This is a genomic window from Priestia sp. YIM B13490, from assembly GCF_042787735.1.
GTDB classification, from domain to species: Bacteria; Bacillota; Bacilli; order Bacillales; family Bacillaceae_H; genus Priestia; species Priestia megaterium.
This window is the reverse complement of the sequence record NZ_JBHZOT010000017.1, coordinates 47,872-59,118: the sequence shown is the minus strand read 5'-3', so window position 1 is coordinate 59,118 and position 11,247 is coordinate 47,872. Positions and strand designations below refer to the sequence as shown.

Genomic DNA, 11,247 nt, shown 5'->3' with positions numbered 1-11,247 from the left:
TTAGGCACGCCGCCAGCGTTCATCCTGAGCCAGGATCAAACTCTCCGAAGAAATGTTTGACTTGCTCAATTTAAAAATAAAATTTAACGTTGACGTTTGTCGCTTTGTTCAGTTTTCAAAGTTCAACCGTCGCTCTTGAGCGACTTTTTTATATTAACAAATTGTCGTTCATTTGTCAATAACTTTTTAATATTTTATTTCTGATGAATTGCGATTGTTTTCCAATCACCCATCAGCGACATTTAATAATTTAACATCTGTACTATATAAAGTCAACACTTTTTAAAAAGTTTTTTTCGTTTTACCAAAAAACCTTATTTACTTCCCTGTTTTCACTGAACCTTAGCAAGATCTTTGAAAGGATTTGGTACTTCTCTTGAATGTTTCGTTCAAGAACTACATGATTCAAACTTTGTTGAAAAGCAACGTTTGTTCTTTTCATTTCTTCTCTGAGTAGTGCTTCTAACTCTAAACACTCCACTTGATTAAATAAACAAATTTTCATTGATTCACCTGCTTTTTGCGACATTGATTCTCAAAACATCAAAATAAAATCAGTCGTTCTTTTCCTTACCTGTTATTAATTGTAGACAAAACGCATACAAATTAGACAAGTACTACTTATTAAATGAGGTGACAAAATGAATATGTTTTATACTATTCGAGCCAAAAGAATCAAACAAACAATGCTTATCGTAGTTGCTGCTTTGTTTACAAGCTTTTTTCTTTATGCTCAACAGACGTTTCACTTTCCTGTGTTTTCAACAGATAACGGTCCACGAGCTGTTTATAAGGCGGATGATAAAAATCCCGAAGTCGCTCTTACATTTAACATCAGCTGGGGAGACGAAAGAGCTATTCCTATTCTAAATGAACTGAAAAAACAGCATATTGAACATGCTACTTTCTTTTTATCTGCTTCATGGGCTGAACGTCATCCAGATGTTGTAGAGCGCATAAAAAAAGAAGGCCACGAAATTGGCACAATGGGCTATGACTATACTTCCTATACAAGCCTAAAACCTAATGAAATTAGACAAGATCTTGCAAAATCAAAGAAAGTCTTTGATTCCCTAGGACTTAAAGATGTTCACCTTCTTCGGCCTCCTAACGGGCAATTTAATAAAGACATCTTAAAATTAACAGCGGATATAGGATATACAACCGTGCACTGGAGCATCGACTCTAAAGACTGGACAAATCCAGGAGTTGAAAAGATTGTATCGAATGTCACAAAACCCTTAGATGGGGGAGATATTATCTTGCTGCACGCGTCTGACTCCGCTCAACAAACAGCAAAGGCTATTCCATATATCAAGAATTCATTACAAAATAAAAAAGTCTCAAACGTAAGTGTTTCAACATTAATTTCAAATTCAAAAACCCAAGTAAAAGATATCCGCTAAGATCTATTCGCACTGTATATGGAAAGCAAAAGCAGACAAATATACTATTTGTCTGCTTTTGCTATTCTTTCGTGCGTAAGAAGTTTCGGCAAAATAAGAAGTTGATACATATTACAAATTAGAAGTGGAAACACCATAAGGTAAAGCCAGCTTTCTTCGTTCGTTCGCAGCGCAGGGAACCATTCAATTGTCGTTACAACAATCATAAAAAACAGCGCTGGTACAAAAGCCTCTTTATTCGTCTGCTTTTTCTTTGCATACGCCACTAACAACCCTACCGCTAACAAGAAAACGCTTAACAAAATATACTTGCCTATGCCTTCTCCCGGTTGTTGAAAGAACTTATATCGAAAATAAGCAACGTCAAATAATACAAATAAAACAAATACAATTTGAACCGATTTCCAAAGTGATGCAGATTTAAAAATTCCCAACCCAAATCGGTGAATAGTTAAATATGCAAAAAACCCCATTTGACTAATTAAACTAAAAATAAACCCTACGCCTACGAGCCATGTTAAAACAGCAACAATTTCTCCTATCTTTCCTTGTTGAAATAAGTGACCGTATTCCCCCCAGCGCACCGCAAATCCAACAAAAGCTGTACTTATCCCCCCGACAGCTAACGTGGTTAGAAATAGACGAACCCAATTTCGACTATTCACTTCCATCTCCCCCATAAGTTACAAAATTGTACCTTTTCATAAATTGTACCAATCACGTTTTGAAAAATCTAGAGCTCTTTTATGAATAAAAAACCTTGATTATCTCATATTAAGCGTAAGCATATTAGGAAAGGAGCTCATTACTATGAAAAAGCGACTCATGCTCCTCATTTATATAGGAATGTGTATGCTTTTAGCTACAGCCTGTGCACCGCAAGATGAAGAGAACAATGGTATGGATTATGATCAAACAAAGAAAATGGTTGTTGATATTTTAAAAACAGATGAAGGAAAAAAAGCAGTCGAGGCAATTATGAAAGACCCTTCTGTTAGACAAGATATTTTAATGGATCAAAACGCGATAAAAGATACAATTTCTCAAACCCTAGTCTCAGATAAAGGCGTGGAATTTTGGAAAAAAGCCATGGATGATCCGAAGTTTGCTGAAAGCTTTGCTAAAAGTTTGGAAAAAGAAAATAAGACGGTCATCAAACAACTGATGAAAGATCCTGAATATCAAGGAATGCTTCAAGATGTTTTAAAGGATCCGGCTATGGAAAAAGAAGTACTGACTGTTTTAAAGAGTAAAGAATATCGCACTTATTTACAAAAGATTATGACCGAAACGTTTGATAGCCCTCTTTATCAATCTAAAATTCAAGACATTCTTTTGAAAGCCGCTGAAGAAACACAAGGTGGACAAAAACAAAGCAGCGACGATGGTGGTTCTTCTTCCTCTGGATCTGATTCAGGCGGAGAACAGCAACAGCAGTGATTAAATACGCATCTCATATGAGGTGCGTATTTAATTATGTCATTTATTTTTATTAAAAAACCTAAATAACTTCTTTATATTTTTTAATACTTAGTATTTTTATTGGAATTGTAAACTTTAATTCTTAGCTTTATGGTAAAATATTAGAAATTAACACAATCGTTTTATAGCAAAAGGAGGGAATTCGATGGAATTTCGCGTTATTAAAACGTTTCAAACCATTGTTCGTTTAGGAAGCTTTCAATTAGCCGCTGAATATTTAAAGTACTCTCAGCCTACCATTACACTGCACATTCAAAAGTTGGAATCCGAACTAGGATTTAAGCTTTTAGAACGAGGAAAAAGCATAAAACTTACTGAAGCAGGTAAAATCTTTTACGAGCGGGCAAATATTTTACTAAAGGAATATGAATATCTAAATAACACCTTAAAGGATTATTCAACAGGCGAAGCTGGCACTATCCGTATAGGTGCTGCAGAGCCTACAGCAAGCAGTCGACTGCCTTCCATTCTCTCATTATTTAAAAAAAGATATCCCAACACAGAAATTAGCTTACTCGTTGCAGACGAAAAGCATCTTCATCAACATATACGCAATCAAGAAATTGATTTCGCGATTGGCACTGTCTCAGAATCGTTCAGAGATATAGAATTTGAGGCACTACTAACGGAAAAACTTGTGCTGCTACTACCATTCAATCATGCTCTAACAAAAAGAAAAACAATCTTTGCAAAAGATTTAATACACGAAACGCTGATTACAGCTGGGCACTCTTCCGTTCAAAAGAAAATTGAGCAGCTAATCTTTGAACGAACAGGCCAACTGCCTGCTAAAGTCCAGTTAGGCACTATTAGCACACTTCAGCATTTTGTAAAAGAAAACTTAGGAGTAGCCGTTGTTCCACAAATAAGCGCAACTCTTCCGCCAGATCAAGTGGTGGTTAAAACGATTCATGACTTGCATGAGGGGCCTGCAATCGGCATTTTAAAGCACCAGTCTCACACCGTAAGTACAGCCGGAAAAACATTTTTAGCTCTCTTAAAACAAAACCTTGCATTTGATTTAAAAAAGGCGCAGATTGAACTCTCTGTATAATAGCAAAAAGCACGCGCTGTTCGAGCGCGTGCTTTTCGTTATTTTCCTGTTGCTGCTTTTTCATTTTCGCAAATAAATGCAATCTTGCTTGCAATCTCTCCATATATTTTACCTAAACGATGCGATTCATCGTAAATGGAAGGTGCAAAATCTTCTTCATTCCAGTCAGGCTGACTTAACGGAAGCTGTCCTAACAGCTCTGTCTGAAGTTCCTCAGCGAGTTTTGGACCTCCGCCTTTACCAAATACATACTCTTTTTCCCCTGTTAGCTGGCTTTCAAAGTAGGCCATATTTTCTACAACTCCAATTACCTCATGGTCGGTTTTCAAAGCCATAGCACCCGCTCTAGCTGCAACAAATGCCGCTGTAGGATGTGGTGTTGTAATAATCACTTCTTTACAAGCAGGAAGCATAGAGTGAACGTCTAATGCGACATCACCTGTTCCGGGAGGTAAGTCTAGTAGAAGATAATCTAATTCTCCCCATTCAACTTCTGTAAAAAAGCTTGTCAACATTTTTCCAAGCATAGGTCCTCGCCAGATAACAGGTGAATTATCTTCTACAAAGAAGCCCATGGAAATAACTTTTACTCCGAAACGGTCAACTGGGATAATCTTTTCACCTTCTACTACAGGACGCTGTGTGATTCCCATCATATCTGGAACGCTGAATCCATAAATGTCAGCATCAATTAAACCAACTTTCTTTCCTAAACGAGCTAGAGAAACGGCCAAGTTAACAGAGACTGTTGATTTACCAACGCCTCCTTTACCGCTAGCAATAGCAATAAATTCAGGCGCATTCGGACTAGTTAGTAAGTTGCCAGTATTCGGCTGCTCAGCGCGGTACTGCTGAAGTTCCTCAGGCGTAAACTCAACAAATCGCAGTCCAACCGACTGTACACCTGCTTTTTTTAATTCTTCTACAATTGTGCCTTGAAGGCTCAGCTGTTCACTAGTACCTGTTTTTGCAACAGCAATCTTCAGGCTTATATGCTGTTTTTCAGATTTAATCGTTATTTCTTTAATCGCATCTGTTTCTGATAGTTTTTTATTTAAAAATGGATCTGTAATTTCCCCTACTACTTCTTTTACTTGCTTTTCCGTTAGCATACTCCCACCACCATGTTAAAATCTATTTATTTATACTATCAAGTATATCATACATATTAGATTTTTCTGAATAGAAGGATGCTATGCTTTTTATTTCGGCTTTTCTCCAGTAAAATACCGGCTGACTCCTTCATAAACGGATTCAGCTAACTTTTTTTGATAGCGTTTCGATTGAAGCATTTTACGTTCTGTAGGATTTGATAAGAACCCTACTTCAACCAAAGCACCGGGTGGCTTAGAATGCTTAAGAAGGTAAAGAGTTTGAATAGCTTTTGCTTCACGAGTCGTATTGTCCAGGTTATTTCTTAGCTCTTGTTGAATGAGTTTGGCCACTTGCTCGTTTTCTTTTAGGGATCCGTAATAGAAAGTTTGAGCCCCTCTCCACGCAGAGGATGGAATAGCATTCAAGTGAATACTTAAGTACAAATCAGCATTGGATTTATTAATCATCGTTAAGCGATTTTTTAAGTCTTCTACTTTTCTGCGACTGTATCCTCTTGTATCTTTGGCCGCTAAGTCTTCGTCTTTTTCTCTCGTCATAATAACAAGTGCCCCTTGCTCTTGTAGATAGTCCCGAAGCATTAATGAAATTTTAAGAGTTATTTCTTTTTCAAGCACTTCATCCTCTCCTACCGCTCCTCCATCAACACCGCCGTGTCCAGGATCTAGTACAATAACTCTCCCGCTAAGAGGGAGTGAAAGCGAACCGGATGATGTTCTATGATCTATCTGATATTGTACAATGACAAAAAGAACGAGAAGCGCTATAATTGTGCTCATTATTTTTACTTTAGACATTTTATCCCTTCCCTTCTTGCCTCACCTATTTATTTCTATATGGGACAAGAACGGGAATTATGAGTACTTTTTAATGCAAACGTAACCGACGTCTTTTTTCTGCGGTACGATAACCTTCTTTCCACCAGTCTTGCACATATCCTTGACACAAATAATACAGACCGTCTTGATAAAGATCTGTTACAGACATGCTGACGGCTCCGTACAATGTATCAATTAAAAGAGACTCTTCTTGCTTACTGTGCTTCTGAAAGTCTTCGTAGCCTTTACCACGTTTACTCACCCGGGCACCTAATAAAAATGATTCGATGGCAATATCAAGACAGTACTCCTCCACATGTTCGTCTCCTAGCATATTCCACTGAAACATGGGATGAAAATAACGGCGCAGCCTCTCTTGAAGTAAATCAAACGACAGTTCTCTTAGGACTTTGCGTTCATATTTCATTTCTTTTTCATAACGTTTTTCTTTTAAATATGTAACCTCGTTCACCATAACGCCTCCCTTTTTTACATATTGTCTGCACAAGCCTTCGTCTCATACGCAAACAACAAATAAAAAAAGCCTTGGTCCAAAGACCAAGGCTTGAAACGTAATATAAAATTAACGTTTTGAGAATTGTGGTGCACGACGAGCGCCTTTAAGACCGTATTTTTTACGTTCTTTCGCACGAGCGTCACGAGTTAATAGACCAGCACGTTTTAATGTTCCACGGTATTCAGGGTCTGCTTCTAATAAAGCACGAGAGATTCCGTGACGAATAGCGCCAGCTTGACCTGCATAACCTCCACCATTAACGTTTACAAATACGTCATAGTTACCTACAGTTTCAGTTAAAGCAAGTGGTTGTTTTACTACTTCACGTAGTGCAGCAAATGGAATGTATTCTTCGATTTCACGACCGTTGATTGTTACGCGACCGTTACCTGGTACTAAACGTACACGAGCAACAGAGCTTTTACGACGACCAGTTCCGTAATATTGTACCTGTGCCAAGATAATAACCTCCTCTTATTAATTATCCGCGAAGTTCGTAAACTTCTGGTTTTTGTGCTTCATGTGGATGTGTTTCACCAGCATACACATGTAATTTTTTGAACATTTGACGGCCTAGGCTACCTTTTGGAAGCATGCCTTTGATTCCTAATTCAAGCATTTTCTCAGAGTAGTTAGTACGCATTTCTAATGCTGTACGTTGTTTCAAACCACCTGGGTGCATGCTGTGACGGTAATAAATTTTATCAGTTAATTTTTTACCTGTTAGTTCGATTTTTGACGCATTGATAAGGATCACGTGATCACCAGTATCAACATGTGGTGTAAAAGTTGGTTTATGTTTACCGCGTAAGATTGATGCTACTTCACTTGCTAAACGACCTAAAGTTTTACCTTCAGCATCGACAACATACCATTTACGCTCTACTTCGTTTGCTTTCGCCATGAAAGTTGTACGCATGAGTTTCCCTCCTAATTTTCATCATCAATTATAAAATTATTTCAACCTTCTATTTCAACACGATTAATTTCCGGGGCTAACCGTGGGGTTAAAATACATACCATATGATATATTATATCTTTAAGCTACTAATGTCAAGAAAATGTTACACCAGGTTTAGTTGTCATAGAAAACGCGCCATAAATATAGTCCTTGCGAAGGCGCAGTTTTTCCTGCACGAGGACGTGATTTGCTTTCTAGAATATCTTTTATAGCATCTGGTTCAATACGGCCTTGTCCCACTTCTAAAAGCGTTCCAACAAGAATACGAACCATATTATACAGAAAGCCACTTCCAACGAATCTAAACACAAGCTGACTATTCTCTTCATACATATCAATCTTGTAAATCGTACGAATCTTATCTTCCACTTCTGTTCTCGCTGAACAAAAGCTTGTAAAGTCGTGTGTACCGAGTAAATATGTGATGGCTTTTTTCATTTTTGAGTAGTCTAATGGATAAGGGTAATGGTATGCATAAGAACGAGTGAAAGGATTTCGATCTTCGCCGCGCAAAATATGATAGCGATACTCTTTTGAAGTAACGTCATACCGGGCGTGAAAATGTGCATCAACTTCACATACATTCTTCATTACAATATCATCTGGTAGCATTGAATTCAATGCTTTTTTCCACTTATCACATGGAATATTTAGGTTTGTATCAAAATGAATGACTTGCCCCTGTGCATGAACATTTGTGTCCGTTCGTCCAGAGGCGTAAATCGGAACTTTTTTGTTATGCATTTTCTCTAAAACGGCTTCAATCTCCAGTTGAACAGTTCGCTTATTGGGCTGAACTTGATAACCTGAAAAGTGTGTACCGTCGTATGCAACTATACATTTTAAACGTTTCATCTTTTCACCAAACAATCTTTACGTTCTAATCAGCACTAAAACAACTGCTACTGCCAGCAGAAGTAAAAGCATAATTGTATCTATGCTTCCCCATTTCAATTGACGATACTTTGTACGCCCTTCTCCGCCTTTATAACCCCTTGCCTCCATGGCAATAGCTAGCTCTTCAGCACGCTTAAATGAACCTATAAATAGAGGAACAAGTAAGGGAACGACAGCTTTCAAACGATCCCTAAGGGGGCCGCTGCTAAAGTCCACTCCTCGTGCTGTCTGCGCTTTAATAATTTTATCTGTCTCTTCCATCAATGTAGGAATAAAGCGAAGAGAAATGGACATCATTAAAGCTAATTCGTGTACGGGAAGCTTAAGCTTTTTAAATGGATTCAGCAAGCTTTCCATTCCATCTGTTACTTCAATAGGCGTAGTCGTTAAAGTTAGCATCGTCGTAATTAAAATTAAGAACAAGAAGCGCAAGGAAATTAAAAGACCTTGAATAAGGCCGCCTTTATAGACAGAAAACCATCCCCATTCAAACAAAAGAGGACCTTCCTTTGTCATAAAAATGTGCAAAAGAAACGTGATGATAATAATAAACATAACGGGCTTTAACCCTCTTAAAATAAACGAGACGGGCACTTTACTCATGGCCACTATCATAAGGGTATACACACCTAAAAAAGCATAGCCGATAGGATTATTTGCTAAAAACACAATTAATACATACGCAAATACGAGAAGCAGCTTGGCCCGAGGATCCATTCGATGGACAACCGAATGACCCGGCACATACTTACCAATAATGATTGAGTTCATCATAATCGTTCACCTTGCTGCATAAGGTGCTGCACTTTCTCTACCACCTCAGAAAAGGTAATAACCGTATCCGATGCTTCAAGCTGAAATTTCTCTTGCAGCTTCAGCATAAAGCGAAGCGATTCTGGAACATCCAATCCATATTCTTTTAACTGCGTATGCTGACCAAATACTTCTCTAGGTGACCCTTTCATCGCAATCGTTCCCTTATTCATCACAATTAGCTCATCTGCGTACATAGCTGCATCTTCCATGCTGTGAGTCACGAGAATCGTCGTCAAGCCTTTTTCTTTATGAAGACGATAAATCATATTCATAATTTCTTGACGCCCTCTAGGGTCCAATCCAGCAGTTGGCTCATCTAAAATTAGCACACTAGGATTCATCGCTAGAATACCTGCTATCGCTACACGACGCATTTGTCCACCACTCAAATCAAAAGGAGATCTGGCGAGAATGTCTTCTGGCAATCCTACTAACTTGATAAGCTCTCTTGCTTTTTGCTTTGCTTCTTTTTCCGAAACGCCATAATTCATTGGTCCAAAAGCTATATCTTTTTCCACCGTTTCTTCAAAAAGCTGATGTTCTGGAAATTGAAACACCACGCCTACTTGCTGACGAATAGCTTTTAAATTCTTTTCTTTTCGATTGGCTTTAATGGTGCGCTCACCGATTTGAATTTCACCAGCAGTTGGCTTCAATAAGGCATTCAGATGCTGTATGATTGTTGATTTCCCAGAACCAGTATGGCCAATAACAGCCAAAAATGTACCTGATTGAATGTTTAAATTTAAGTCATGTAGAGCAATTCGTTCAAATGGTGTATTAACTTGATAACGGTGCTCTACTTCTTTGAATATAATGTCCATAGTTCGTCCACCAAGTCCTCATCTGTTAAATGAATTTTTGATAAAGGAATTCCTACGGAAGCAAAACGATGGCTTAGTTTAACGGAAAACGGCAAGTCTAGTCCAATATCCGTTAACTTGGAACCTAATGCAAATACTTCGCGTGGAGTACCTGTTGCATAGATCTTCCCTTTGTTCATCACAACGACTCTGTCAGCCATTGCTACTTCATCTAAATCGTGAGTAATTGAAATAACCGTCAGTTGTTTTTCTTCTTTTAATTTTCTAACAGTTTCAAGTACTTCAGTTCGCCCAATAGGATCTAACATAGATGTTGCTTCATCTAGAATGATGACAGATGGCTGTACGGCAATTATACCCGCAATGGCCACACGCTGTTTTTGTCCACCTGATAGCTGATGAGGCTCTTGATCCAGAAAAGCACTCATATTGACCATTTCGATTGCTTCAGGTATACGTTTTTCCATAATCTCAAATGGAATCCCGTTGTTTTCAAGCCCAAAAGCAATATCGTCTTGAACGGTTGAGCCAACAAATTGATTATCTGGATTTTGAAACACCATTCCAATCTGCTTGCGCACATCCCATATTGTTTCTTCAGATAAAAGAGTATCGCCCACTCGAACCGTTCCTTTTTCAGGTAGCAAAAGGCCGTTTAGAATTCGTGCCAGCGTCGACTTACCAGATCCATTATGTCCAGCTATCGCTAACCATTCACCTTTATAAGCAGAGAGAGAAAGGTGATCTAATGTTAGGTCTGCTTCAGGATCGTATCGAAAGCATAAATCTTTTACCTCTAAAGACATTTCTTTCAACGCTATCTTCCTCTCAGCTTTTTCTATTGCAGCATTGCCTACATTGATTTTTTACGCTATTTACCCAGTTTTAGGTATAAAAAAAGGGCAACGACTAGTTACACACTGTCTCGCCCTTTTCTATCTGTATTAAAAATATTAAACTAATTCAATGATAACCATTGGAGCACCGTCACCACGGCGAGGTCCAACTTTTAAGATACGAGTGTAACCGCCTTGGCGATCTTCGTAGCGAGTAGCAATATCGCTGAATAGTTTTTGTAAAGCGCTTTGACCAGCTTCTTCGTTAGCTACTTCATTACGGATGTAAGATGCAGCTTGACGACGAGCGTGTAGATCTCCACGTTTACCTAAAGTAATCATTTTTTCAACAGTTGAACGTAATTCTTTTGCACGAGCTTCAGTTGTCTCAATGCGTTCACTGATGATTAAATCAGTTGTTAAATCACGAAGAAGCGCCTTGCGTTGTGCGCTTGTACGACCTAATTTACGGTAAGACATGTGAGGTCCCCTCCTTTGTTAAGTAGTTAAACAGGTAGATATA

At 38.3% G+C, this 11,247-nt stretch carries 15 protein-coding genes; 3 read left to right on the top strand and 12 right to left on the bottom strand.

Features of this window, described 5'->3' with window-relative positions:
* Nucleotides 1–301: 301 nt before the first annotated feature.
* Nucleotides 302–505: a hypothetical protein gene (locus ACFX4R_RS26610; RefSeq protein WP_043982699.1), complete on the bottom strand. Its 204-nt coding sequence runs from the start codon at nt 503–505 to the stop codon at nt 302–304.
* 136 nt (nt 506–641) lie between these two features.
* On the opposite strand from ACFX4R_RS26610, the gene pdaB reads away from it, so the two are divergent.
* Nucleotides 642–1,406, top strand: a complete 765-nt coding sequence (gene pdaB, locus ACFX4R_RS26605) for a polysaccharide deacetylase family sporulation protein PdaB (RefSeq protein ID WP_164796829.1) — start codon at nt 642–644, stop codon at nt 1,404–1,406.
* A gap of 44 nt (nt 1,407–1,450) precedes the next feature.
* On the opposite strand, the gene ACFX4R_RS26600 is transcribed toward pdaB, so the two are convergent.
* Nucleotides 1,451–2,071, bottom strand: coding sequence for a KinB-signaling pathway activation protein (locus ACFX4R_RS26600; protein WP_043982702.1), 621 nt, complete (start codon nt 2,069–2,071; stop codon nt 1,451–1,453).
* Between the two features lie 145 nt (nt 2,072–2,216).
* Between ACFX4R_RS26600 and gerD the strand changes: the two genes are divergently transcribed.
* Nucleotides 2,217–2,846: a spore germination lipoprotein GerD gene (gene gerD, locus ACFX4R_RS26595; protein WP_013054964.1), complete on the top strand. Its 630-nt coding sequence runs from the start codon at nt 2,217–2,219 to the stop codon at nt 2,844–2,846.
* A 187-nt stretch (nt 2,847–3,033) separates the two neighbouring features.
* A complete protein-coding gene (locus ACFX4R_RS26590; RefSeq protein WP_043982703.1) occupies nt 3,034–3,942 on the top strand; it encodes a LysR family transcriptional regulator in 909 nt (302 codons plus the stop codon).
* 38 nt (nt 3,943–3,980) lie between these two features.
* On the opposite strand, the gene ACFX4R_RS26585 is transcribed toward ACFX4R_RS26590, so the two are convergent.
* The 10 genes from ACFX4R_RS26585 to rplQ all read right to left on the bottom strand — a co-directional run bounded on the left by ACFX4R_RS26585 (nt 3,981) and on the right by rplQ (nt 11,204).
* The gene (locus ACFX4R_RS26585; protein WP_034654900.1) at nt 3,981–5,054 is read right to left on the bottom strand and encodes an Mrp/NBP35 family ATP-binding protein; all 1,074 of its coding nucleotides are present in this window, start codon (nt 5,052–5,054) and stop codon (nt 3,981–3,983) included.
* Nucleotides 5,055–5,144: 90 nt separating this feature from the next.
* The gene (gene cwlD / locus ACFX4R_RS26580) at nt 5,145–5,852 is read right to left on the bottom strand and encodes an N-acetylmuramoyl-L-alanine amidase CwlD (protein ID WP_165575659.1); all 708 of its coding nucleotides are present in this window, start codon (nt 5,850–5,852) and stop codon (nt 5,145–5,147) included.
* A gap of 70 nt (nt 5,853–5,922) precedes the next feature.
* On the bottom strand, nt 5,923–6,348 hold the full coding sequence (locus ACFX4R_RS26575; RefSeq protein ID WP_013081382.1) for a DUF2521 family protein: 426 nt from the start codon (nt 6,346–6,348) through the stop codon (nt 5,923–5,925).
* 108 nt (nt 6,349–6,456) lie between these two features.
* A complete protein-coding gene (gene rpsI, locus ACFX4R_RS26570) occupies nt 6,457–6,849 on the bottom strand; it encodes a 30S ribosomal protein S9 (protein ID WP_013054959.1) in 393 nt (130 codons plus the stop codon).
* Nucleotides 6,850–6,871: 22 nt separating this feature from the next.
* Nucleotides 6,872–7,309: a 50S ribosomal protein L13 gene (gene rplM, locus ACFX4R_RS26565; RefSeq protein ID WP_013054958.1), complete on the bottom strand. Its 438-nt coding sequence runs from the start codon at nt 7,307–7,309 to the stop codon at nt 6,872–6,874.
* A 156-nt stretch (nt 7,310–7,465) separates the two neighbouring features.
* Nucleotides 7,466–8,206, bottom strand: coding sequence for a tRNA pseudouridine(38-40) synthase TruA (gene truA / locus ACFX4R_RS26560; RefSeq protein ID WP_013054957.1), 741 nt, complete (start codon nt 8,204–8,206; stop codon nt 7,466–7,468).
* 18 nt (nt 8,207–8,224) lie between these two features.
* Nucleotides 8,225–9,022: an energy-coupling factor transporter transmembrane component T family protein gene (locus ACFX4R_RS26555; protein ID WP_377571156.1), complete on the bottom strand. Its 798-nt coding sequence runs from the start codon at nt 9,020–9,022 to the stop codon at nt 8,225–8,227.
* Nucleotides 9,019–9,888 carry an energy-coupling factor ABC transporter ATP-binding protein gene (locus tag ACFX4R_RS26550; RefSeq protein WP_162215143.1) on the bottom strand — a complete coding sequence of 290 codons (870 nt, stop codon included), beginning with the start codon at nt 9,886–9,888 and terminating at the stop codon, nt 9,019–9,021. The genes ACFX4R_RS26555 and ACFX4R_RS26550 overlap by 4 nt, the downstream gene beginning before the upstream one ends.
* On the bottom strand, nt 9,864–10,703 hold the full coding sequence (locus ACFX4R_RS26545; protein WP_013054954.1) for an energy-coupling factor ABC transporter ATP-binding protein: 840 nt from the start codon (nt 10,701–10,703) through the stop codon (nt 9,864–9,866). The genes ACFX4R_RS26550 and ACFX4R_RS26545 overlap by 25 nt, the downstream gene beginning before the upstream one ends.
* 138 nt (nt 10,704–10,841) lie before the next feature.
* Nucleotides 10,842–11,204 carry a 50S ribosomal protein L17 gene (rplQ, locus tag ACFX4R_RS26540; RefSeq protein ID WP_013054953.1) on the bottom strand — a complete coding sequence of 121 codons (363 nt, stop codon included), beginning with the start codon at nt 11,202–11,204 and terminating at the stop codon, nt 10,842–10,844.
* Between the last annotated feature and the right edge of the window lie 43 nt (nt 11,205–11,247).

Excerpts from the sequence above, each read along its gene's own strand:
- rplM (WP_013054958.1), bottom strand. The coding sequence starts at position 7,309 with ATGCGTACAACTTTCATGGCGAAAGCAAACGAAGTAGAGCGTAAATGG.
- rplQ (WP_013054953.1), bottom strand. The coding sequence starts at position 11,204 with ATGTCTTACCGTAAATTAGGTCGTACAAGCGCACAACGCAAGGCGCTT.
- ACFX4R_RS26590 (WP_043982703.1), top strand. The coding sequence starts at position 3,034 with ATGGAATTTCGCGTTATTAAAACGTTTCAAACCATTGTTCGTTTAGGA.
- cwlD (WP_165575659.1), bottom strand. The coding sequence starts at position 5,852 with ATGTCTAAAGTAAAAATAATGAGCACAATTATAGCGCTTCTCGTTCTT.
- ACFX4R_RS26585 (WP_034654900.1), bottom strand. The coding sequence starts at position 5,054 with ATGCTAACGGAAAAGCAAGTAAAAGAAGTAGTAGGGGAAATTACAGAT.
- truA (WP_013054957.1), bottom strand. The coding sequence starts at position 8,206 with ATGAAACGTTTAAAATGTATAGTTGCATACGACGGTACACACTTTTCA.
- ACFX4R_RS26555 (WP_377571156.1), bottom strand. The coding sequence starts at position 9,022 with ATGATGAACTCAATCATTATTGGTAAGTATGTGCCGGGTCATTCGGTT.
- ACFX4R_RS26610 (WP_043982699.1), bottom strand. The coding sequence starts at position 505 with ATGAAAATTTGTTTATTTAATCAAGTGGAGTGTTTAGAGTTAGAAGCA.
- ACFX4R_RS26575 (WP_013081382.1), bottom strand. The coding sequence starts at position 6,348 with ATGGTGAACGAGGTTACATATTTAAAAGAAAAACGTTATGAAAAAGAA.
- ACFX4R_RS26550 (WP_162215143.1), bottom strand. The coding sequence starts at position 9,888 with ATGGACATTATATTCAAAGAAGTAGAGCACCGTTATCAAGTTAATACA.
- gerD (WP_013054964.1), top strand. The coding sequence starts at position 2,217 with ATGAAAAAGCGACTCATGCTCCTCATTTATATAGGAATGTGTATGCTT.
- pdaB (WP_164796829.1), top strand. The coding sequence starts at position 642 with ATGAATATGTTTTATACTATTCGAGCCAAAAGAATCAAACAAACAATG.